The 22,221-nt window shown below is 58.5% G+C and carries 24 protein-coding genes, 1 pseudogene and 1 riboswitch; of the genes and pseudogenes, 11 read left to right on the top strand and 14 right to left on the bottom strand.

Annotated elements, in window-relative coordinates; all coding sequences use genetic code 11:
- Window positions 1-10: 10 nt before the first annotated feature.
- The 9 genes from GSUB_RS01575 to GSUB_RS01535 all read right to left on the bottom strand — a co-directional run bounded on the left by GSUB_RS01575 (window position 11) and on the right by GSUB_RS01535 (window position 8,531).
- The gene (locus tag GSUB_RS01575; RefSeq protein WP_040198891.1) at window positions 11-1,264 is read right to left on the bottom strand and encodes a c-type heme family protein; all 1,254 of its coding nucleotides are present in this window, start codon (window positions 1,262-1,264) and stop codon (window positions 11-13) included.
- Window positions 1,265-1,338: 74 nt separating this feature from the next.
- The gene (locus GSUB_RS01570) at window positions 1,339-1,908 is read right to left on the bottom strand and encodes a CoA pyrophosphatase (RefSeq protein WP_040198889.1); all 570 of its coding nucleotides are present in this window, start codon (window positions 1,906-1,908) and stop codon (window positions 1,339-1,341) included.
- Window positions 1,905-2,570: a ribulose-phosphate 3-epimerase gene (gene rpe, locus GSUB_RS01565; RefSeq protein WP_040198888.1), complete on the bottom strand. Its 666-nt coding sequence runs from the start codon at window positions 2,568-2,570 to the stop codon at window positions 1,905-1,907. Before rpe ends, GSUB_RS01570 begins: the two co-directional genes overlap by 4 nt.
- Window positions 2,571-2,673: 103 nt before the next feature.
- Window positions 2,674-4,023: a 16S rRNA (cytosine(967)-C(5))-methyltransferase RsmB gene (gene rsmB, locus GSUB_RS01560; RefSeq protein WP_040198887.1), complete on the bottom strand. Its 1,350-nt coding sequence runs from the start codon at window positions 4,021-4,023 to the stop codon at window positions 2,674-2,676.
- 57 nt (window positions 4,024-4,080) lie between these two features.
- Entirely contained in the window at window positions 4,081-4,914 is an 834-nt protein-coding gene (gene htpX, locus GSUB_RS01555) for a zinc metalloprotease HtpX (protein ID WP_040198886.1), read from the bottom strand.
- Window positions 4,915-5,024: 110 nt separating this feature from the next.
- Window positions 5,025-5,801 carry a DUF116 domain-containing protein gene (locus tag GSUB_RS01550; protein ID WP_040198885.1) on the bottom strand — a complete coding sequence of 259 codons (777 nt, stop codon included), beginning with the start codon at window positions 5,799-5,801 and terminating at the stop codon, window positions 5,025-5,027.
- Window positions 5,802-5,813: 12 nt separating this feature from the next.
- Window positions 5,814-6,725, bottom strand: a complete 912-nt coding sequence (gene fmt, locus GSUB_RS01545; RefSeq protein ID WP_040201912.1) for a methionyl-tRNA formyltransferase — start codon at window positions 6,723-6,725, stop codon at window positions 5,814-5,816.
- Between the two features lie 29 nt (window positions 6,726-6,754).
- Window positions 6,755-7,273, bottom strand: a complete 519-nt coding sequence (gene def, locus GSUB_RS01540) for a peptide deformylase (RefSeq protein WP_040198883.1) — start codon at window positions 7,271-7,273, stop codon at window positions 6,755-6,757.
- 181 nt (window positions 7,274-7,454) lie between these two features.
- Window positions 7,455-8,531 carry a pyridoxal-phosphate-dependent aminotransferase family protein gene (locus GSUB_RS01535; RefSeq protein WP_040198882.1) on the bottom strand — a complete coding sequence of 359 codons (1,077 nt, stop codon included), beginning with the start codon at window positions 8,529-8,531 and terminating at the stop codon, window positions 7,455-7,457.
- Window positions 8,532-8,756: 225 nt separating this feature from the next.
- Here GSUB_RS01535 and GSUB_RS01530 point away from each other — a divergent pair, with 225 nt between their 5' ends.
- The 3 genes from GSUB_RS01530 (at window position 8,757) to groL (ending at window position 11,491) form a co-directional block, all read left to right on the top strand.
- A complete protein-coding gene (locus tag GSUB_RS01530; RefSeq protein ID WP_040198881.1) occupies window positions 8,757-9,296 on the top strand; it encodes a hypothetical protein in 540 nt (179 codons plus the stop codon).
- Window positions 9,297-9,491: 195 nt separating this feature from the next.
- On the top strand, window positions 9,492-9,779 hold the full coding sequence (gene groES / locus GSUB_RS01525; RefSeq protein WP_040198879.1) for a co-chaperone GroES: 288 nt from the start codon (window positions 9,492-9,494) through the stop codon (window positions 9,777-9,779).
- Window positions 9,780-9,835: 56 nt separating this feature from the next.
- The gene (gene groL, locus GSUB_RS01520; protein ID WP_040198878.1) at window positions 9,836-11,491 is read left to right on the top strand and encodes a chaperonin GroEL; all 1,656 of its coding nucleotides are present in this window, start codon (window positions 9,836-9,838) and stop codon (window positions 11,489-11,491) included.
- Window positions 11,492-11,651: 160 nt separating this feature from the next.
- Here groL and GSUB_RS01515 read toward each other — a convergent pair whose 3' ends face one another.
- Together GSUB_RS01515 and GSUB_RS01510 are read right to left on the bottom strand one after the other, a co-directional pair.
- Window positions 11,652-12,230 (bottom strand): hypothetical protein, encoded by a 579-nt coding sequence (locus GSUB_RS01515; RefSeq protein ID WP_052464349.1) that lies wholly within the window; start codon window positions 12,228-12,230, stop codon window positions 11,652-11,654.
- Window positions 12,231-12,360: 130 nt separating this feature from the next.
- Entirely contained in the window at window positions 12,361-12,840 is a 480-nt protein-coding gene (locus GSUB_RS01510) for a PaaI family thioesterase (protein WP_040198877.1), read from the bottom strand.
- Between the two features lie 273 nt (window positions 12,841-13,113).
- On the opposite strand from GSUB_RS01510, the gene GSUB_RS01505 reads away from it, so the two are divergent.
- Window positions 13,114-14,568 carry a catalase gene (locus tag GSUB_RS01505; RefSeq protein ID WP_040198876.1) on the top strand — a complete coding sequence of 485 codons (1,455 nt, stop codon included), beginning with the start codon at window positions 13,114-13,116 and terminating at the stop codon, window positions 14,566-14,568.
- Between the two features lie 237 nt (window positions 14,569-14,805).
- On the opposite strand, the gene GSUB_RS18925 is transcribed toward GSUB_RS01505, so the two are convergent.
- Together GSUB_RS18925 and upp are read right to left on the bottom strand one after the other, a co-directional pair.
- Window positions 14,806-15,057 carry a 3'-5' exonuclease gene (locus GSUB_RS18925; RefSeq protein ID WP_040198875.1) on the bottom strand — a complete coding sequence of 84 codons (252 nt, stop codon included), beginning with the start codon at window positions 15,055-15,057 and terminating at the stop codon, window positions 14,806-14,808.
- Between the two features lie 43 nt (window positions 15,058-15,100).
- Window positions 15,101-15,727, bottom strand: coding sequence for a uracil phosphoribosyltransferase (gene upp, locus GSUB_RS01495; RefSeq protein ID WP_040198873.1), 627 nt, complete (start codon window positions 15,725-15,727; stop codon window positions 15,101-15,103).
- Window positions 15,728-15,831: 104 nt separating this feature from the next.
- Between upp and GSUB_RS01490 the strand changes: the two genes are divergently transcribed.
- Complete coding sequence (locus GSUB_RS01490; RefSeq protein ID WP_040198872.1) at window positions 15,832-16,608, top strand: enoyl-CoA hydratase/isomerase family protein; 777 nt, start codon at window positions 15,832-15,834, stop codon at window positions 16,606-16,608.
- A gap of 55 nt (window positions 16,609-16,663) precedes the next feature.
- Here the strand turns inward: GSUB_RS01490 and GSUB_RS01485 are convergent.
- A pseudogene (locus tag GSUB_RS01485) lies at window positions 16,664-17,194 on the bottom strand (aryl-sulfate sulfotransferase); the annotation flags it as partial.
- A 105-nt stretch (window positions 17,195-17,299) separates the two neighbouring features.
- A riboswitch (cobalamin riboswitch) is annotated at window positions 17,300-17,523 on the top strand.
- A 127-nt stretch (window positions 17,524-17,650) separates the two neighbouring features.
- On the opposite strand from GSUB_RS01485, the gene GSUB_RS01480 reads away from it, so the two are divergent.
- From GSUB_RS01480 to GSUB_RS01455, 6 genes are read left to right on the top strand one after another with little or no spacing between them, the layout of a single operon-like run.
- A complete protein-coding gene (locus GSUB_RS01480; RefSeq protein WP_040198869.1) occupies window positions 17,651-18,328 on the top strand; it encodes an energy-coupling factor ABC transporter permease in 678 nt (225 codons plus the stop codon).
- On the top strand, window positions 18,325-18,645 hold the full coding sequence (locus tag GSUB_RS01475; RefSeq protein ID WP_040198868.1) for an energy-coupling factor ABC transporter substrate-binding protein: 321 nt from the start codon (window positions 18,325-18,327) through the stop codon (window positions 18,643-18,645). Before GSUB_RS01480 ends, GSUB_RS01475 begins: the two co-directional genes overlap by 4 nt.
- Window positions 18,618-19,382 (top strand): cobalt ECF transporter T component CbiQ, encoded by a 765-nt coding sequence (gene cbiQ / locus GSUB_RS01470; RefSeq protein WP_200890161.1) that lies wholly within the window; start codon window positions 18,618-18,620, stop codon window positions 19,380-19,382. Before GSUB_RS01475 ends, cbiQ begins: the two co-directional genes overlap by 28 nt.
- Window positions 19,379-20,203 carry an energy-coupling factor ABC transporter ATP-binding protein gene (locus GSUB_RS01465; protein ID WP_040198866.1) on the top strand — a complete coding sequence of 275 codons (825 nt, stop codon included), beginning with the start codon at window positions 19,379-19,381 and terminating at the stop codon, window positions 20,201-20,203. The genes cbiQ and GSUB_RS01465 overlap by 4 nt, the downstream gene beginning before the upstream one ends.
- 39 nt (window positions 20,204-20,242) lie before the next feature.
- The gene (cobT, locus tag GSUB_RS01460) at window positions 20,243-21,322 is read left to right on the top strand and encodes a nicotinate-nucleotide--dimethylbenzimidazole phosphoribosyltransferase (protein ID WP_040198864.1); all 1,080 of its coding nucleotides are present in this window, start codon (window positions 20,243-20,245) and stop codon (window positions 21,320-21,322) included.
- Window positions 21,319-22,215, top strand: coding sequence for a sirohydrochlorin cobaltochelatase (locus GSUB_RS01455; protein ID WP_040198863.1), 897 nt, complete (start codon window positions 21,319-21,321; stop codon window positions 22,213-22,215). Before cobT ends, GSUB_RS01455 begins: the two co-directional genes overlap by 4 nt.
- The last annotated feature ends 6 nt before the right edge of the window (window positions 22,216-22,221 follow it).

Here is a 22,221-nt window from a genome sequence, read left to right as displayed (position 1 = left end):
AAAACCGCGGCTATGCTGATGTGCCGGGTTCTTTGAATCGAATAATTGCTGTATGAAATTTATGCCCGTCGGAGACCGCCAGCGACAGGGAGACCTCCATTTCGATCGGGCTGCCGTCGCGCCGTCGGCCGATAATCCGATGAATGTTGTTCATCAGGTCGTCTTCGTGGAGACGCAGATATTCGGCGGTTCCAATCTCATGCAGGCTTTTGGTGGCATCGGGGTGAACAAGCTTGGCGACATCCATGCCCAAGACTTCGCGCTTGCTGTAGCCGAAAAGTTTCTCCGCCCGGCGGTTGAACAGGATAATTTTACCGTTTTCAAGAAAGCTGATGATCCCGTCGCCGGCATTGTCCGTGAGCAGACGGAAGCGCTGCTCCGACTCCTCCAGCTCCCGTGTCTTTTCCCCAAGTCCCGCCACCATCTCGTTGAAACTGTCAATCAGCCGTCCGATCTCATCGCGCCCCCTTCTCGGCAGCACACGGTCGAAACGTCCGGTCCGCAGGATTTCGGAGGTCACCTCCCCCAGACGTCCAAGCGGACGAGTCACTGCAAATCGGATCAATATGCCCAGGCAGGTGATCAGCGCCAGGAAATTCACGCCGTTCGCCAGCAGGTCACGGTTCAGGTTGGCATGCAGGCGCTGAAGAATCTCGCTCATGGGGATCGAAACCGATACCGCGCCGATGACCTCTCCAAGCTGGTAGTGATATGCCTGGTCCCGTTCCGGCGGAAACATTTCCTTGATGAAGTCGGGCGCCTGCTGAGGATCGCCATGGCAAGGCATACAGCTCGAATCGGCCTCAAAGGGCATCATGTAACGGAAAAACGGCCCCTCCTCAGCGGAAACCTCCGTGTAATATTCATCCAGATCCGGCTCGCCACGGAAGCGTTTAAGCACTTCAAGTTCAAAGAGATCCGGAGCATTGTCGGGATTGCGGTAGCGGTCCGAGGTCTGGCGCAGGCTGTAGCCGAGATCTTCGGCGACCCGCTGGCCAATGCGGTTGGAGGCCACCACGGGGATCAACCCGCAGCGATCTGCGGAGAGCTCAACCCCCCAGGATTGGTACTGCTCGGAGAGGTATTCGCGAGTGTGCACAGCATGATAAGCCGCTTCGCGCGCCTTTTGCAGGGCCTCATCGAGGATGACGCTCTTGACCTGGCGGTAATGCAGAAGGGAGGTCAACCCGAAGAAAACCACCAGGATTCCGGCAACGATCACGGTAATTTTGGTCAGCAGGCTCAGATTTCGGAATGGCGACATAAGATTTTCCAGAACAGGGAAACACAGCGAAAACGCAGCGACGAAAAATCCGTTACCAGTTTACCCGGCTATCCTCAGTGCGCAAGCCCGAGACGCTGAAGAAGCTGGCGGAGAATCGCGGCGGTCAACCCCCAGATCTCGTGCTGATCCACGGAATAGAAATCAACCGGATGCACCCGGCCGCGGTGCCGCCAGTCTTCCTGGCGATGAATGGCGGGATCTCGAAATCGCGCCAGGGGAACTTCTATAATCTCGGCAATCTCACCCGGATCGGCCTGAAAAGAATAGGGCCAGGGGAAAAACCCGACATAGGGCGTCACATGGTAACCGTAAACCGAAAAAAAATCATCCAGCCGCCCGAGAACTCTGACATCGTCGGGCGCAATTCCCAACTCTTCACGGGTTTCACGCAGGGCGGTGGTTACCAGGTCGCAATCATCCGGCTCACGACGTCCCCCTGGGAAAGAGATCTCCCCCCGGTGATGCCGCAGGCGATCGGTACGCCGCGTGAAAAGAACGTAATCCTCGCCCTCGCGATTATACAAAGGGACCAGCACCGCCGCGGGGCGCAGATCCTCAGGGGGCAAGCGGCGCGGTTCCTGTCGGGCCAGCGCCTGACGCACCCGCCCCGGATCAAGATTCATGAGCGTGCCGCCTCCGCCCGTGTTCTGAGGGCCTGTACGGTGGCATGATAGTCCTCTGAATTGAATACCGCGCTGCCGGCCACGAAGACATCGGCGCCGGCGGCGGCAATCTCGGCGATATTGTCAGGCTTGACGCCACCGTCGACTTCAAGCTCCACCTGCAGCCCGCGCCGGTCGATCTCATGGCGCAAAGCCGCAATCTTGGCAAGACTTGAAGGGATGAACCCCTGCCCGCCGAATCCGGGATTGACGCTCATGACCAGCACCAGGTCGAGATCCTCAAGAATGACGTCAAGGGTCGATACCGGAGTGGCCGGGTTGATGGAAACACCGGCTTTGCACCCCAGGCTCCTGATCAACTGAATGGTGCGATGAAGGTGCGCCCCAGCTTCCTGGTGGACCGTGATCAGATCGGCACCGGCCTCGGCGAAATCGGGGATGTACTGGTCGGGGTTGTCGATCATCAGGTGAACGTCGAACGGCAGCCGGGTGCAGGCGCGCAAGGATTTGACCACCGGGGCGCCGAGGGTGATGTTGGGCACGAAATGGCCGTCCATGACATCGACATGCACATAGTCGGCACCCGCGTCTTCAATCGCTTTTATCTCTTGGCCCAGGCGTGCGAAATCCGCGGAAAGGATGGAGGGGGCTATTTTAATCATTGGGGCTCCTGTTTGTTAGTCCGGGGTCCGTGGTCCATGAAATCGTCAGCTATTTCCTCGATTGCCGGCAATCTTGCAACAGACAGCGGACAACGGACATCTTCTATTTTTTTATCATCCGCACCGCCCAGAAGGCATCCATTCCATCATGACGGTGAGGGAAGGTCCGCAGCGCACCCTGGGAATCGAACAGGTTATGCCAGTGCTCCGGCAGACTGTCACGCGGGTCCTGCCGCACAAATTCCGGGTGGCGGGCCAGAAAGTCGGAGATGACCGCCTCAGTTTCCTCCGGAGTGAAGGTGCACACGGAATAAACCAGGGTACCGCCCGAACGCAGCAGCGGCGCGACATGGTGCAGAATCGTCTTCTGCAGCTGCGCCATCTGCCTGATATCGGCGGCTTTGCGCCGCCAGCGGGTCTCGGGGTTGCGGCGAAGGACGCCGAGGCCGCTGCATGGCGCATCGACCAGAATCCTGTCAAATGATTCCGGAGGCCATTTCGTCGGCGTACGGCTCAGATCGCAGGCTTCGGCTTCGACCCCCCGGCACCCCAGGCGCACGGCGCCGTCGCGGATCAGGGTTACGCGCTGCGGATGCAGGTCAAGTGCAGTGATAAGAGCGTCGTTGGCGGCAAGAGCTGCAATATGGGTAGTCTTGCCGCCGGGGGCAGCGCAGGCGTCGAGAATATGCTCTCCAGGGTGCGGATCCAGCAAGTGAGCCATCATCTGACTGGCCTGATCCTGCACCTGATACCATCCCTCCTGGTTGCCGGGCAGGCCACTGTCCCCCCGGGCGAGAACGTGAAGAGCCTCCGGCACATAATGTCCGGGGCGCCCTTCTCCACCCTGCCGACGCAACTCCGAGAGGTACGCGTCACGAGAAGTCTTCAGGGTATTGACCCGCAGCGTCGTGGGAGCCGGCTCGAGGAAAGCCGCTGCCAGCGCAACGGCTTCTTCGGCCCCCCATTCGGCAAGCCAGCGTTTGGCCAGCCAGCCGGGGATCGACAGGGTATGTTCGAGGTGCGCTTGAGGGTCCGCCGCTGCCGGCCAGGGGATGCGTGCCTTTTCACGGTCAAGGGCGCGCAGCACGCCGTTGAGCAGGCCACAGGCGCGCTGCAACTTCACCTTGCGCGCCAGTTCCACCGTTTCATAGACGGCGGCGCGGGCGGGCACCTTGTCGAGGTGCAGCAACTGGTGGGCGCCGAGCCGCAGCAGACACAGGATGCCGGGCTCGAGCTTGTGCAACGGCTGACGGCAGAAACGGGACAGGGCAAAATCGATGCGCCCGCGGCGGCGCAAAACCCCATAAACCAGCTCGGTCAAAAGACCACGGTCACGGGGATCGGTTTGCGGCTGCGAAACCAGAAAACGGTCGAGCGCCAGGTCGGAGAAAGCTCCATCCTCGACCTGGCACAGGATGTCAAAGGCCGCACGGCGCGGGTCGAAAGTCGTCAAGAAAAGTCCAAAAAAAGAAAAGGGCTAAGAATATAAGCCGGGCTGAGGAAAACAGCGTCAAAAAGAGGTCATGCTCTCCAGCCGGCGTACCCGCTCCTCTACCGGAGGATGGGTCGAGAACAGGTTTTTGAACCCGCCGCCGCGCAGAGGATTGACGATGAACATGTGGGCAGTCGCCTCATTGACTTTCGGCATAGGGGCGCTTTGATTGGCCGCTTCAAGCTTGCGCAGGGCGCTGGCCAGATAATGGGGGTTGTTGCCGCACAGGCGGGCACCGCCGCGGTCGGCTTCGTACTCGCGGGAGCGAGAAATCGCCATCTGCACCAGCATTGCCGCCATCGGTGCAAAGATCGCCATGGCGAACAGGGCAATGGGGTTGCTCCCCTCCTCGTCGCCGCCTCCAAAGATAGCGGCCCACTGGGCCATATGCGCCATCCAGGAAACGGCGCCGGCAATGGTGGCCGCAATCGATCCGATCAGGATATCGCGATGCTTGACATGGCTCATTTCATGCGCCATCACACCCATCAGTTCTTCGCGGGAGAGGATCTGCATAAGCCCCTCGGTCGCCGCGACCACCGCATGAGAGGGATTGCGACCGGTGGCGAAAGCGTTGGGAGTGGACTGCGGCAGGATGTAAACCTTGGGCATCACCAGGTTGTTGCGTTGGCAGAGTTCCTGCACGACCTCGTACAACAGGCCGCTGTTGACCTCTTTGCCCTTATACATCTTGATGACGATCTTGTCGGAGAACCAGTAGCTGCCCAGGTTCATGGCGGCAGCAATCACCAGCGCAAAGAACGCGCCGCCGGAACCGCCGACAGCGCCACCGATGCCAACCAGTACCAGGGTCAGAAGAGTCATGAAAAATACGGTACGCAGTGTATTCATTCGGATCACCTTAGTTTTTGTTTGCCTTTGAGTTTTTGATTTCAAAAATTTCTTTTTGCGATGGCTCGTCCAGATGCAGCCAGAGCAACTTAATCATCATTTTGGGAAATTCAAGAGACGACGCACTCATCGATGGCTTCGCGCACCTGCTGGAAAACTACGTGTGTATTGATGCAGGGGCCGTTGGGCCGGTGATTGAGGATGCCGATCACCGGCAGGGGGTAGGCGTCGCGAATGCCGGCAGTCAGGTCGCGCTCACAAGCAACGGCAACGATCAACTGCGGCCTCTTTTCGACGATAATCTTGCGTGCCAGCGTGCCGCCGGTAGCCACCGCGATATCGATCCCCCGCTCGCGAGAGAGCTCAAGCAGGCCGCTGATGTCACACTGTCCGCACTGTTTGCATTTACTCACATCGCCGGTAATTTTGATACCGCAGTCGAACAGTTGAATGCAGTGCGGCAGCAGAATCAGCACCTGCGTGGTGTCGACCCGTATTTTTTTGGCACGCACCAGCTGGTTATTCAAAGCGATGAACGACTGCTGCAGGGTATCGCGATCCAGCCGCAGCAGACGTCCAAGCCCGATAATGGCCGGAAACAGGTATTTGATCACCAGTCCGCGCAGGCGCTCGGAGAGCAGCAGATCACGCCCCGTCAATACCGTCATGACCAGCAGGGCGAGGCCGCCGAACACCACGGCCCCGACAGAGGCCAGCACCAGTCCGAGAATCAGCGGCAGAATCGGATGAATGCTGCTCAACCCGACACTGGGAACCCACCACATCAGGACGCCAAGAATAAACATCAGGACGCACGCGCCGGCCAGCAGGCCGATGAACAGCCGCTTGCGAGGCCGAAAAGGCGCTTGCGCCCGGGAAAAATCCACCACTAAAAAACCTTAGCCGAGTTGCGTGCCCGGTTTCAGATCCGCCCGGCCGCGCAGAAAATCAGCGGCGCTGAGACGTTTCTTACCGGGAAGCTGGAGTTCGCCTATACTCAGAAAATCTTCGCCGCAGGCCACCCTGATGCCTGACTGGTCCGCAGCCATCACCCGGCCCGGCTCGCCGCAGCCCGCCACGACCTGGGTGCGGGCGATGCGCAGCACCTCGCCGTTGAAATAGGTATAAGCCCCGGGCCAGGGGTCGAGGCCACGCACCTGGTTGTGCAGCATTCGCGCATCCTGCGTCCAATCGATAAGCCCATCGCCTTTTTTCAGCATCGGCGCGTAGGTGCTCAACGCATCGTCCTGCTTCTGCGGCTGGAGCGTTCCCGCCCGAAGCTGGGTCAGGGTCTCCTCGATGGTCTCGCGCCCCAGCAGGGCCAGGCGGTCGTGAAGCTCTCCGGCTGTTTCGTCAGGCCCGATCGGAATCGCCTTCTTGACCAGCATATCACCGGTATCGAGCCCCTCGTCCATCAGCATGGTGGTGATCCCTGTTTCGGTGTCGCCATCCATGATCGCCTTGTTGATGGGGGCCGCTCCGCGATGACGCGGCAGCAGGCTGGCATGCACGTTGATGCAGCCGAAGCGCGGAATTTCCAGGACGCTCTTGGGAAGAATCTGCCCGTAGGCCACCACCACGATCAGGTCGGGCGCCAGGGCGCGCAATTCGTCGACAACCTCAGGCCGTCTCAACTTGTCGGGCTGAAACACTTTGATGCCATGCTGCTCCGCCAGCTCTTTGACCGGCGGCGGGGCTGTTTTTTTGCCTCGCCCTTTAGGCCGATCAGGCTGGGTATAGACCCCGACCAAATCGAGGCCGGCATCGATCAGTCCCTCAAGGGTGGCCAGGGCAAACGCAGGCGTGCCCATGAAAACGGTGCGGATATCCTTGGCGTCGATCACAACTCCTCCTGCTTCTGCTCCAGAATCTTTTTATACTTCTTTTTAAACAGGCTCTTTTTCAGTGGGGAGAGGTGATCGATGAACAACACCCCGTCGAGATGTTCGATCTCGTGCTGGAAGGCCACCGCCAGGAGTCCTTCAGCGTCCAGTTCAACCTGCTGTCCATCAAGGTCGAGGTAGCGGACTCGCGCTCGCGGGCTGCGTGTGACCTTGGCGTAATAGCTCGGCACCGACAGACAGCCTTCCTCCTCGCAGATTTCGCCTTCAAGAGAAAGGATTTCAGGGTTGACGGCACAGATAAGGCGCCGTTGATCGTCGTCGCCGGCGCAGTCAAGGACAATGACCCGTTTGAGCACGCCCACCTGGGGCGCGGCCAGGCCGACTCCGGGCGCCGCATACATGGTTTCCGCCATGTCATCGGCCAGCGTGCGAATCTCGTCGTCGACCTCGTCAACGGTTTCAGACTTCTGCCGCAGCACAGGATCGGGATAATGCAGTATTTTTCGAATAGCCATAATTTAAGGGACTCCCATTTCGGCAACTCGTGCAAAAAAGACGAATTGCGGCAAGGGTTCAATCCTCAATGATACGTTCAGCGCAAAAGCCAAGTCAACCCGCATCGCCGCCGAGGTCCGAGGACGAGACTTGTCCACCTGCGCGATTCAACGTCGATCAAGAAGTTCTACCGACATTGCATCAGGGGCGCACTTTAGGGAGCAGCGACTCCAGCAGGGTAAAAAGTTCCTGCAGGTCAGCCATGGTCATGTCGGCCATGTGTGGGATGCGAAAAGTTTTGTTCTTGATCTTGCCGTAGCCGTTATCGATGGCATAACCCTGCTCCCCGGCGAGCTTCTTGAGCCGCTCCAGGTCGGTGCGCTCATCATTGCAGGCGCAGGTCAGGGTCTGCGAGCGCGCCCCTTCGGCGGCGAACAGGGAGAATCCCTGCTGCTGCACCCACTGCCGGGTGGTGTCGGCCATCTGCGCATGGCGGGCGTAGCGCGCGGCCAGCCCTTCGGCAAACATCTTGTCGAGCTGGTGCGCCATAGCGTAGATGAGGCTGATGCAGGGGGTGCTGGGAGTGTTGTGCTTCAGGTCGTTCTTTTCAAACTCCTCGAAGTCAAAATAATACCCGCGATTGGGCGTGCTGCGGGCCTTTTCGAGAGCCCGGGGCGAAACCGCGAAGACGGCCAGCCCCGGCGGCAGGCCAAACGCCTTCTGAACGCCGGCCAGGCAGACATCGGTGCCCAGCGCGGCCAGATCAAGCGGGACCGCCGTCATGGAGGAGACCGTATCGACGATAAAAGAAACATCCGGGTACTTCTTCATCACTTCGGCGATTTCCGCCAGCGGCGACATGACGCCGGTGGACGTTTCATTGTGCACCAGGGTCATGGCATCGTATTTCCCACCGGCCAGGGCCTGGTCAACCATCTCTGCGGAGATCGGCTGCCCCCATTCGGCGCTGAACAGATCCGCCTCGATGCCGCAGCGGCGGGTGACGTCATGCCATTTGGTACTGAAGGCGCCGTTGCCGAAGCAGGCACAACGTTTCTGCACCAGGTTGCGCACCGCGCCCTCCATCACCCCGAAAGCGCTCGAGGTCGAGAGAAACACGGGATCCTCGGTATTGAGCAGGGTCTTCAATCCCCGCGTCACTTTTTCATGCAGCTGGGCATACTCCGCCATCCGGTGTCCGACCATAGGGGCGCACATGGCTTCCATGACATCGGGGGAGACTTCCACTGGACCGGGAATAAAAAGTTTTTTATGCATCTGGTGCTCCGTTGTCAGTTGTCAGTTGTCAGTTGTCAGTTGTCAGGCAAAGAATAATCATTATCGGTTCTTTTGTCGACCGGACCAAATCAAAATCGCATTGCTGTGGAAAAGAGAACCTCAGGAGCCGATTCTGGAGCAATTGACATTGCAGGCCTCACCCGGCTAGCATGGCCCACGCTCGGGCCATTTGTTCGAATTTTCAGCCGAAAGGAGTTTCAGTCAATGATCGTCCGGCTGCTTGCACTGCTCTCAACGCTTTGCCTTGCCGCATGTGCCGCCGAGTCAACCACGGTGGAGAAAAAAGCGGGGTTTGTTTTGCGCCCCGACACTCAAGTCATCTATATTGCGCCTTTTCGCACCGTCATGGTCCCCGCCCCGGTCGCCGATCCACTGTTCGATACGTTTGTCGACGAACTCAATCTGCGCGGCGAGCAGTCACCTGAAAACAGCTACTCTTTCGTAATCCTGAAAAAAATCCCAGCCGAAATCGACGGCGGACAGCTCGCACGGCACCATTACCTCACCGGCGAACTCTACGGATTTCTGGAGGACAGCGGCGGCGGCTCCACGACCATCCAGATACAGGCGCGTCTGCAGCTGTTTCAGCCCGGGAACGAGGATTCCACCTTGACGATCCATGACAGCGACTTGTTGTACTTCGACCACGACCAGGCCGCACTGCCTGAAAAACGCCAGGAGATCGCTCAGCGTGTCGCCCACAGGCTGGCAGACAGCCTGTGGCAGGCGCTGATGGATCGATAAAAAGAGTCTGAACCCGCCGTCATCTCACGACCCTCGTCACATTTTTGCCAATTCCCCCCTTGACATTGTTTTCACGCTGATTATATTTAGGCCTATCGTTAGCACTCACTCCAGATGAGTGCTAACAAAGCAAGGTCGACATCCTCACGGGCACAGCCCGCATATCCTTACTCGCAGAAAGGAGAAACACGCATCATGAACATCAGGCCTCTGCAGGACCGTATCATTGTTGAACGGGTCGAGGAAGAAACCACAACGGCTTCCGGAATCATCATCCCCGACACCGCCAAGGAAAAGCCCCAGGAGGGCAAGGTCATCGCCGTTGGCAACGGCAAGAAGACCGAAGACGGCAAGGTCATCCCTCTCGACGTCAAGGTCGGCGACAAAGTGCTGTTCGGCAAATATGCCGGCACCGAAATCAAAATCAAAGGCAAGGAATACATGATGATGCGCGAGGACGACATCCTCGGCATCATTGAGTAATTCACGCCTTTCACAACTGGTCGTCAGTCAATCTACACTAAGGAGGACATTTCAATATGGCAGCAAAAGAAATCAAATTCGGGCAGGACGCCCGTGCCCGCATTCTCAAAGGGGTCAACACCCTGGCCAACGCCGTCAAGGTGACTCTCGGCCCTAAAGGGCGCAACGTGGTGATTGAAAAATCCTTCGGCGCTCCCCTGATCACCAAGGACGGCGTGACCGTCGCCAAGGAGATCGAACTGGGAGACAAATTCGAAAACATGGGCGCACAGCTGGTCAAGGAAGTTGCTTCGAAGACTTCCGACGTCGCCGGCGACGGCACCACCACTGCGACCGTGCTGGCCCAGGCCATCTATCGCGAAGGCGTCAAGCTGGTCACCGCCGGCCACAGTCCCATGGAGATCAAGCGCGGCATCGACAAGGCCGTTGAATGCGCTGTCGGCAGCCTTAAAGAGCTGTCCAAGCCGATCAAGGACCACACCGAAATCGCCCAGGTCGGCACCATCTCCGCCAACGGCGACGCCACCATCGGCAACATCCTCGCCGAAGCCATGGAGAAGGTCGGCAAGGAAGGGGTCATCACCGTCGAAGAAGCCAAGTCGATGGAAACCTCTCTCGAAACCGTCGAGGGGATGCAGTTCGACCGCGGCTACCTCAGCCCCTATTTCGTGACCGATGCCGAGCGCATGGAAACGGTGCTGGAAGACGCCCTGATCCTGATCCACGACAAGAAGATCAGCAACATGCGTGACCTGCTGCCGGTTCTTGAGCCGGTGGCCAAGCAGGGCCGCCCCCTGATGATCATCGCCGAGGATGTTGAAGGCGAAGCGCTGGCCACTCTGGTCGTCAACAAGTTGCGCGGCACCATCAACATTGCCGCCGTCAAGGCTCCCGGCTTCGGCGACCGCCGCAAAGCCATGCTCGAAGACATTGCCGTGCTCACCGGCGGCAAGGTCATCAGCGAAGAGATCGGCTTCAAGCTCGAGAACGCCACCATCGACATGCTCGGCACCGCCAAGCGCATCGTCATCGACAAGGACAACACCACCATCATCGACGGTGCCGGCGCTGAAGCCGACATCGAGGCACGCGTCAAGCAGATCCGCGCCCAGATCGAGGAAACCACCAGCGACTACGACCGCGAGAAGCTTCAGGAGCGTCTTGCCAAACTGGTCGGCGGCGTAGCCGTGGTGAAAGTCGGCGCAGCTACTGAAACCGAGATGAAAGAGAAGAAAGCCCGCGTCGAAGACGCCCTGCACGCGACCCGCGCTGCCGTGGAAGAAGGTATCGTCCCCGGTGGCGGTGTGGCTCTGCTGCGCGCCATTGCCGCTCTCGATAAAGTCGAGGTCGAAGGCGAGCAGAAATTCGGCGTCCAGATCGTGCGTCGCGCCCTCGAAGAGCCGCTGCGCCAGATCGCTAGCAATGCCGGCATGGAAGGCTCCATCGTGGTCAACAAGCTCATGGGCGAAACCGGTGCCATCGGTTTCGATGCGGCCAACGACACCTACACCGACCTGCTCAAGGCGGGCATCATCGACCCCACCAAGGTCACCCGCAGCGCCCTGCAGAACGCCGGTTCCGTGGCCGGCCTGATGCTGACCACCGAAGCCTGCATCGCCGACGTCCCCCAGGACGATAACAAAGGCGGCATGGGCGGTGGCATGCCGGACATGGGCGGCATGGGTGGAATGGGCGGCATGGGCATGATGTAAGCCCTTCCCCGCACGATTCGGCCCATTAGCTAACAGGCCGTAAAAAAAGCCCCCGGAGAATTCCGGGGGCTTTTTTAATTTCAGAGGATCTGTTGCTGTTCAGCGAGGGCCGCGGGGTGCAACGTCATCTTCTGCGGTGACAGACCTTCCTGCAGCCTGGCTACTGCTGCTCTTCAAAACTCGCGACCCAGTCATCGAGTTTTTCACGAATGGCATCGTAGGTCTGATGGGAAATTTCCGGCAAAGTTCCGCCAAAGGCTTTTTCGACCTCCTGGAAGCCGCGCTCGACCCCTTCCAGGATGGCATCGATTTTATCCGGGTCATTGCCTGCCAGGCCGATGGCAAAATCGACGATACGCTGTGAAGTCTGCTCAACACCGAAATAGCCATCCTCGGCAACCAGCTCCTGCGCCTCCTCGGGCGTCAGATCCTCGATCCCTTTCTGCTCGCCATTGACCGCGATGGAGAAATGAGCTTCCTGCTCACGGAGCGTCTTGGCCACCAGGTCGCGCAGCAGCGTGAACTGCGGCGACAGCTCGGCACGCGCGGCTTCCGCCTTGTAGGTCTCATCTGCCGCTTTCTGCCGGCTCAGCGAAACACGGTCCTCTCCCTGGGATTTCCGAGCCTGGTCGCGGCCCTCACCACGCATCGCCTCCATCTTCCTGGGCTCCTGCCCGCCGGCTTTTGCGGCAGCATTGTGCGCCGGGTTAAACGACGAGCCATCGATTCCTTTGACCATGGGAAACCTCCACCGCGGACAGGTGTTGAAACAGTGTCCGGCATCAAGAAAAGATCTACAAAGATAGATTTCTGCTTTTCTTGTCGGCGGTGACAGCCGGGAGCATTAGAACGAAAGGGATTTTGTAATTTTATTTATCGCGAATGGTGATGCAGAGGCACTCGGCTTCGGCGAAAACAGTTTCTCCCAAGCAGATCCGCCCATGTACCATCACCTTGCGTCCCTGGGCGGAAACGACCTCGCTCTCCACCGTCACCACCTGTTCAAGCGGCAGAAGATTGCGGAAGCTGACATTGAGATTGCCGACCACGATGGAGTGGCCTGCCGCCCAGGCCGCCAACCCCAGCACTTCGTCCAGCACCGCCGCCATGGCGCCGCCATGGGCGTGCCCCGGGGGGCCTTCCGTTTCAGGTCCGAACCAGATGCGTGCCCGCAGCTGCTCGGCGTCATCCTTGTAATAGCGCACCCGGTAGCGGTTGCCATCCGGCTCTCCGGACACAAAACGCAGCGAGGCCCCCACCAGAGAAGGCGCATCAAAAGGCGTCCAACCCGCCTCGCCGCTCAGATCAACCGGGGGACAGACTTCAGTATTCTTTTCCTGTTTTTCCATAAAAAGCCTCCTTAAAGAGCCGACGTACAGCCCTGGAATATCGCCTACATCGTGACCAAAGCACGAAGGGCAATCCTAGCGCCGGGACACACCGCAATCAAGCGCGATCTATTGTTCGGCAGAACACGAGCTATTCGGCATCTGCCTAACTGACGAAAAATGGCAGAAATATTTATCCTGCAGTCCTGCAATTTAATTTTTTTTTGCTACTCTTTGTTGTCACAGCATCACGTCTCGACAAAATGATTTTCTGCCGAAAAGGAGACAGACCACATGAAAAAAGACGATCCAAAATTCACCACCACCGACGCGGGAGCCCCGGTCTCCAGCGATGAATTTTCCCTGACCGTCGGCCCCGACGGTCCTATCCTGCTGCATGATCACTATCTCATGGAACAGATGGCCAGCTTCAACCGGGAGATGATTCCCGACCGCCAGCCCCACGCGAAGGGCTCGGGGGCCTTTGGGCACTTTGAAGTCACCCAGGATGTCAGCGCCTACACCAAGGCCGCGCTGTTCCAGCCCGGGACCAAGACCGATGTGCTGGCCCGTTTTTCGACAGTCGCCGGCGAGGGCGGCAGCCCCGACACCTGGCGGGATGTGCGCGGTTTTGCCCTCAAGTTCTACACTTCCGAGGGCAACTACGACATGGTCGGCAACAACACGCCGGTGTTCTTCGTGCGCGATCCGATGAAATTCCAGCATTTCATCCACTCGCAGAAACGCCGCGCCGACAGCGGCCTGCGCGACAACGACATGCAGTGGGATTTCTGGACCCTGTCGCCCGAGACCGCCCACCAGGTCACCATCCTGATGAGTGACCGCGGCGTTCCCAGGAGCTATCGCCACATGAACGGCTATACCAGTCATACCTATATGTGGGTCAATGCCAAGGGTGAGCGCTTCTGGGTCAAATACCACTTCAAGACCGACCAGGGGATCGAGACCCTCCCCCAGGAGGAGGCCGACCGCATCGCCGGCGAAGACGCCGACTGCCATCGCCGCGACCTGTTCAACGCGATCAAGAAAGGCGATTGCCCTAGCTGGACGCTGAAGGTGCAGATCATGCCCTTCGAGGAGGCAGCCAACTATCGCTTCAATCCCTTCGACCTGACCAAGGTCTGGCCGCACGAGGATTATCCCCTGCACGAGGTCGGCCGATTGACGTTGAATCGCAACCCGAGCGACTTCCACACCGAGATCGAACAGGCCGCTTTCGAGCCGAACAACTTCGTTCCCGGCATCGGCCCAAGCCCCGACCGCATGCTGCTTGCCCGCCTGATTTCCTATGCCGATGCCCACCGCGCACGCCTGGGCGTCAACTACAGGCAGATTCCGGTCAACCGGCCGAAATGCCCGGTGCACAGCTACAGCAAAGGCGGCGCAATGCGGATCGACAATGTCTCCGATCCGGTGTATGTCCCGAACTCCAAGGGCGGCCCGCAAGCCGACCCGGAGCGCTACCCCGAGTCCGCGGTCTGGAGTGCCAGCGGGGAGTTCATGCGCACGGCCTATACCCTGCGCAAGGATGATGACGACTTCAGCCAGCCCGGCGCCCTGGTGCGCGAGGTCATGAACGACGCCCAACGCGACCGGCTGGTGTCCAACGTGGTCGGCCATCTCAAAGGCGGCGTCTCGGAACCGGTTCTGAAGCGCGCCCTCGAATACTGGAGCAATATCGACAAAGAGGTCGGCAGCCGCATCGCCAAGGGAGTCAAGGGGAGCTGACCCTGCCCCGGATTATCGCTTACTACACCTCGAAGAGAGCGGCCTGCTGTGCCGCTCTCTTTTTTTTGGGAGGAGCTTTGGTGACCGGACTGGGCAGCGAGAGGGCCAAGGATCTTGTCCAAGGCATGCGATACGGTTTCAGGCGGGTTTTCCTCCAGCGCCCGGCAGACGAACTCCCAGGTCATACGCACATCACCCAGGGCGCGGTGGCGTGCCTCAGCCCGCAGCCCGTGCCGCTCAATCAGCGCATCGAGCCCATGGCGCCGATACTGGGGGTAAAGGCGGCGCCTCGGCCACCAGCGCGTCGCTGATGCCGGTGTACTGAACGATAAAAGGCGACAGGCGCACTTCGGGGTTGACCAGCGATGACCACTCTCCCACCACGCGGCCCTGCTCGATTTCGCAGAGCCCGATCTCGATGATGCGGTCATACTGGGGGCTGGTGCCTGTGGTTTCGAGGTCAAGAACGACGCACTGTGCAGGGAGCATATAAAAACCTTCTCCAATATTTGTCCTGAAAAGCCTGGCGGTGTTATCGGGTGCCGAAAATCTTGTCCCCGGCATCGCCAAGACCAGGCAGGATATAACCGTTTTCATCCAGTCGCTCATCGATGGCCGCAACGTAGAGGTCGACATCGGGGTGTTTATGCTGCAGGCGCTCAATCCCTTCAGGCGCCGCCACCAGGAAGATACCACGGATACTGGTGCATCCGACCTCCTTGAGCATATCCACGGTCGCCACCAGGCTGCCACCGGTCGCCAGCATCGGATCGAGGATCAGCGCGGTGCGGCTGGCCATATTGCCGGCTAGTTTGCTGAAATAAGTGACCGGTTCAAGCGTTGTCTCATCGCGATAGAGGCCAACCACGCTGACCTTGACGCTGGGGATCAAATCGAGCACCCCGTCCATCATCCCCAGCCCTGCCCGCAGGATGGGAACAATGGTAATCTTCTTCCCCTTGATCCTTTCCACCTCGACAGGCCCGGCCCAGCCATGGGTGTTATGCGGCTCTGTTTCCAGATCGCGGGTGGCCTCATAGGTCAGCATGCGCGCCACTTCGGAGGCAAGTTCCCGGAAATCCTTGGTGCTGATGCTCTTGTGTCGCATCAAACCCAGTTTATGCTTGACCAGCGGATGTTTGACCTCAAAAACCGCCATCTTTTCCTCCTCTCCAAATGAAGCTCTTGCACTGCCCCGCAGGGATGTTAAAAAAACAATAAGACCCTTTTCCGATATCGCCAATTCACCTGCAGGGAGGACATATGTCTCAAGACCTGATTGTCAGCAGCAAAGAAGGCGCCATTGGGCGGATCACATTGAACCGCCCCGAGGCGATGAATACGTTCACCATCCCCTTTGCCCAGCAACTTGATGCCGCCCTCTGGGACATGGAAAATGATCCGGACATCCGGGTTGTCGTGATCAACGGAGCTGGCAAGAATTTCTGCACGGGCATATCGCTCGACCAGTTTCCCTCCCGCACCCAGCGTGAAGCGCGTGAGTTCCTTTATCAGATTGATGTTTTCTACCACACTCTTGCGCGGATGAAAACGGTGACAATTGCCGCCGTGCACGGCTATGCCGTGGCCAACGGCGCCGGTCTGGCCTTCGGCTGCGATCTGACCCTGGCTGCCGACACAGCAGTATTCGGAACCACCGCCATCAATGTCGGCTTGATCTGCCTGGGACCGGCGGCACCGATGATCCGATTAATCGGCCGCAAGAAAACGCTGGAGATGGTTTTGACGGGAGACACGATCAAGGCGCAGGAGGCGCAGAGACTGGGGCTGGTCAACCGGGTGGTGCCCGAAGCCCAACTGCAGGAAGCCGCCAGCAGCCTGGCGGAAAAACTGGCCGCCAAAAGCCCGCTCGCCCTGCAGATCGGCAAGGAGGGAATCAACCGGCTGCAGGATATCCCTTATCACCAGGGGCTGGACCTGATGGATGATCTGTTTGCGACTCTCAGCTCCACGGAGGATGCGGTTGAAGGCGTCAGCGCCTTTCTGGCAAAACGCGCCCCTGAATGGAAGAATTGTTAGCTGGTTCAGGATCCGACCGGTTAACATATCACGACTATCCCCTTTATCTGGTATGGGCTGACAAGAAATAGGTCTTCATTTCAGGATCGTACTTGACGTTCGAGGTCACGGCACTGTACCAGTCCCAGCCGCGCTCCTTGCCGAACTGCCAGGTCTGCTGGACCGTCAGGTTCTTCTCATCGATCCTGTACTCGGCGGCGCGGGACCACTTGTCCTGGGAAAGAGCCGGCTGTTCAAGCTCACGGCCGTCACCATTGTCGAAAACACTCATGGTCGTGTAGCGCTCGTTGTTCTCGCCACGCTCACTGAGCCAAGCCGTATGCTGGGTAAAGCTCCAGTCAAACTCCGTGTTGTTGCATTTGGCACCTACGCAGTCGAGTTTTCTGCCCTTGCCGTCAACGGGGGTCAGCACCTTGGCGGCCATGTCCTTGGTCCAGCCGACGTTGGGAGCAAGGATCCATTTGACCTCTTTGTCCCGACCAACCTTGATCACGCCCTGATGACGCAAGGAGAGGATGATAGAGTCATCATTCGGGTCGTAATCGATGCTGTTGATGTGAGCCCATTTCCGGCTGAGGCAAAACAGAGTTGGATGGTTGTAATTCCTTGGTTGCCAGACTTTGGAACCCCGCCTGTGGGTGACAAATTAAACCTTGACACCAGGCCACAAGAATTCCTATAAACGATCAACAATTTGAAAAGTTTCGCCGGTGCCGCAAGGCTTGTCGCTCTACGCTGGGTATAACGACAACGGGAAGTGAGGTGTAAATCCTCCACGGACCCGCCGCTGTAAGCGAGTTAAACCTCGGGCAATGATGCCACTGGTTAATTTTTTTAATCGGGAAGGCTGCCACAGGTTCCGGTTGTTAACGGAAACTCGTAAGTCAGAAGACCTGCCGTCGAAACATCCACTTTTATCTCCCCGGGTATGGGAGCGTGGGCACGCGCGGCTTTAAATTCGGAAACCCGCCCCTGTCTTTTCAGGAGGCGGGTTTTTTATCGCGCCCCTCACGCTGCCAAATGGGAACACAGGAGGGAAAAGATGCACATCATGGAAGGATTTCTCCCAGCTGATCACGCAATCGGCTGGAGCTTGGCGTCGGCTCCCGTTGTCGCTTACGGAGTCTATTCCCTCGGCCAAAAAGTCCGAAAGCACCCGGAGTATCGTATGCTCCTCGGCGTTGCGGCCGCCTTTACCTTTATCCTTTCCGCACTGAAAATTCCGTCGGTCACCGGGAGTTGCTCCCACCCTACCGGGACGGGATTTGGCGCTCTCCTGTTCGGGCCAACGGCCATGGCGCCCGTTGGTTTGGTGGTCCTGCTTTTTCAGGCGCTTTTGCTGGCCCATGGTGGCATCACAACGCTGGGGGCCAACATTTTTTCCATGGCGATTGTCGGGCCGTTTGTGGCCTACAGCGTATTCCGGTTGGCGCGCATATTCCGTTTACCGTTTGGAATGGCCGTATTTCTTGCCACCTTCAGCGCTAACCTGATGACCTATCTCACGACGTCGGCGCAACTGGCACTGGCCTTTCCCGATCCGGTGGGTGGCTTCGTCGCTTCTTTCGCCAAGTTTGCTTCCATTTTTGCCTTGACACAGCTCCCGCTGGCCTTCATCGAAGGGTTGCTGTCGGTGTTGATTTTTAATGCACTGAAACGCTTCAACCCTCAGGAACTCAGGAAAATGAAGCTGCTGCAACCACGCGAGGTACAGCCATGAAAAAGCACCAGAACCTGCTGCTGATACTGGCAGTCTTTCTGCTGGCGCTGCTACCCCTGTGGGTGGTGCAACCGGTGGCGGATAAAGAGATATTTTCCGGCGCGGACGGCGAGGCAATGGATGCTATTATCGAAATTGCGCCGGACTACGAGCCCTGGTTCGGCCCGTTATGGGAGCCCCCCAGCGCAGAGATTGAATCCCTTCTGTTTGCATTTCAGGCCGCTCTTGGCGGCGGCTTCATCGGCTATTATCTTGGCGTCTCCATCACCCGCGTGCGGATGCGGCGTGCATGGCAGAACGGGCAGCCATGTACATAGAGCGTTTCAGTCATTACGGTGCCTGGCGACATGTTGCGCCGAGCGCCAAGGGGATTTTTACCCTGAGCGGTTTGAGCGCGGCTTTTCTGGCGGCTACTGTGCCGGCTGCCGCTGCCGTGACGCTGGTATTTGCACTTCTGACACTGGGCGTAGCACGGGTCGCCTGGCGCTCTTATCTGCTCATTCTTGCCCCGGCGCTGTTTTTTCTGGCGTTGAGTGCGTTTTCCATCGCTCTTTCACTCTCCTGGGGGGACTCATGGCATGATGTTTCGTTTTCTTTCCCACCGCAACAGCTCGAGCAGGCGATGTTGGTGTGCACCCGCTCTCTCGCCTGCCTTTGCGCCCTGCTGTTTCTGGCGTTGACGACCCCTTTAGGAGATATGATGGCGTTGTTGCGGCGCTTGCGGACTCCTGAGTTGCTGATCGATATCATGGTGCTGGGTTACCGTTCGCTTTTTGTTTTCGCGCAGGTCGTAAGTGATACTCGCACGGCACAAATGGCGCGCCTGGGATATATCAGCGCCCACCGCTCCCTGCGCTCGTTGGGAATGCTGATCGCCCATACCACGCTGCAACTCTGGCAACGGGCGGGACAATTGCATGCCGCTGCTCAAGCGCGATCAGGAGAGGGTCCTTTGCGCTTTGCCGATCAGACCTTTCCCCACGCCGGGCGCGACAGCCTGATTGCCCTGCTGGCGGGATCGGGCCTGAATATTGCCATGGTGATCGCCGGATGACACGCGCCATTCTCGAATTTCAGGCGGTACACTACAGCTACCCCGACGGCAGCAGAGGCCTTGATGACTGCACCTTCATGATTGCAGAAGGGGAACGCACCGCCGTCCTCGGTGCCAATGGCGCTGGCAAAACCACTCTGCTCCTGCATACCAACGGTCTGCTGCAGCCCCAGCAGGGAGAGGTGCTCTATGATGAGCGGCTCCTGAACTACCGCCGCGCTGAACTCGTCCGCCTGCGTACCGATATCGGCATGGTATTCCAGAACCCCGACAGTCAGCTTTTTTCCGCCAGTGTGCGCGAAGACGTTGCCTTCGGGCCGCTCAATCTTGGGCTGGCAGCGGAAGAAGTCCAGCACAGAGTTGATCGGGCACTTGCTGCTGTACACCTCAACGATTGCGCCCATAAGCCGGTGCAGCACCTGAGTTTCGGGCAGAAAAAACGGGTCTGTCTCGCCGGAGTACTGGCCATGCATCCCAGAGTTCTGATTCTGGATGAACCCATGGCTGGACTCGACCCCGCTATGCAAGACGAACTGCTGAATCTGCTCAACGAACTCCACGCGAGCGGACTCAGTGTTGTGCTGGCGACCCATGATCTGGATTTTGCCTATCAGTGGAGTAACACGATGGTCATCATGGATGCCGGCAAGTGCGTGGCGCGCATTCCGACTGACGCACTGTCTGCACAGCAGGAGGTACTGACCCGCTTCGGACTCGGCCTTCCTTTCGTGGTGCAGGTGTGGAATGCGCTGGGCTCTCCCCGGAGTACCCCGCCGCGTACCGTCGAGGAACTGTGTCGTTACATAACGGAACGAAATTAAGACATTCGCGAGAAAAAACTTTTCGATAAAGGAGCTTTCATGCTGCAAACCTCCAAGCTACAAACCTTTATAAACGCCATCGAACCCGTAAGTGCCGAAATCCGCGCCGCCGCCCAGGCACGCATCGACAGTCTTGTCAAGCCCCCGGGCAGTCTGGGGAAACTGGAAGAAATCGCCGCGCAGGTGGCCGCCATCAGCGGTACCATCACCCCCGCAGCCCGGAAGAAATGCACCATCGTCATGGCCGCCGATCACGGTGTCGTCGAAGAGGGTATTGCCTGCGCCCCCCAGGAAGTGACCGCCATCCAGTCCATCAATATGCTCAAGAACATCACCGGCATCTGCGTCATCAGCGCCGCCAACGGCGCTGACTTGCGCGTGGTTGACATCGGCATCAAACCGACCCTCTCTCATCCGGGCCTGATCAAACGCAAAATCCGCCCCGGCACCGCCAATTTCGCCAAGGAACCAGCCATGGATCGCTGCGAAGCGGAACAGGCTCTGCTGATCGGCATCGAGATGGTCAAAAATCTGGTCGACGAGGGCTATAACCTGATCGGCACCGGCGAAATGGGAATCGGCAACACCAGTTGCAGCAGCGCCGTGTACATGGCCTTTACCGGAGCCGATGCCGATGACGCCGTCGGCAAAGGCGGTGGCATCAGCGACGAAACCCTGATACGTAAGAAACAGATCATCAGCGCTGCACTGGCGCTCCATCAGCCCGACCCGAACGATCCACTGGATGTCCTGGCCAAAGTCGGTGGCCTGGACGTTGCGGGCATGGCCGGTTGCTTTCTGGGTGCCGCTCATTGCAAAGTACCGATCGTCATCGATGGTTTTATCTCCGCTGCAGCTGCGCTGATCGCATGCCGCCTCAACCCGCTGGTCCGGGAGTACATGATCCCCTCTCATCTGTCGGCGGAACCCGGCTATGTTCACATCATGCGCGAACTTGGTCTGGAACCGATGCTGCACCTGAACATGCGGTTGGGTGAAGGCAGCGGTTGCCCGTTGGCTTTCGGTATTATCGATGCTGCGATCGGCGTGTTAAACGGTATGGCAACCTTCGACGAAGCGATGATCAATCGCGACTATCTGGTGGATATACGAACATGAAGCAGCGCGAACAGAAATCTCCCGCGGCTATCGTCCTGGCGGCCTTCGGCACCACCTATCCAGCAACCCTGGAACCGATTCTGGCCATGCTGCACGAGGTGGAAGAGCGTTATCCCGACGTCCCTGTCCGCCTGGCCTTCACTTCCAACATCATTCGGCGCAAGTGGCATGCGCGTGCCACCGATGTCAACTATCTCCGTGAACATCCAGCTATTCCCGAGCAGATATACACTGTCAAAAACATACTGGGAGTCATGGCCGACCTGCAGAATGAGGGCTATCGCCGGATCGTGGTGCAACCGGTCCTGATCGTTGACGGCGAAGAGTACCGTGATCTGGCTGTGTATGTCCAAGCGCTGGGTGCTATCAGAACCCACAAACCTCAATGGCAGCCTTTCGAGAAGGTCGCGATCGGCAAACCCCTGCTGGGCTCTTTTGGCCATCGCGAACAGCTCGGCGCCCTGGTGCGGGCTCTGAAACCCGATATCGACGACGCCCGTGCCGCTGATGCCACCCTGATCTACATGGGCCACGGTAATGAACACATGGCCCAGGGCGCTTATTACGAACTGGAAATCCTGCTACGGCGTGAATACAACATCCCGGTTTGCATCGGACTGGTGGAAGGACTGCCCGACTTCGAAACCGTACGAGAAAAACTGGCCAATGCTGGAACCCGCAAGGTGCTGATAAAACCGCTGATGTACGTGGCCGGGGATCATGCCTGCAATGACATGGCTGGGGACGAAGAGGACTCGTGGCTGACCCTGCTTGAGAACGATGGATATCAGGTGACACCCATCCTCGAAGGGCTGGGACAGAACCCCGCCGTGCGGGCGATTTTTCTTGATCTGCTGGAACAGGCCGCGCAACAGGCGGCAATCGATTTGTGAGATAAC

The sequence above is a fragment of the Geoalkalibacter subterraneus genome, assembly GCF_000827125.1.
Lineage (GTDB): Bacteria > Desulfobacterota > Desulfuromonadia > Desulfuromonadales > Geoalkalibacteraceae > Geoalkalibacter_A > Geoalkalibacter_A subterraneus.
Note: the sequence above shows the minus strand (reverse complement) of the source record. Positions and strands in the feature narration are given on the sequence as shown.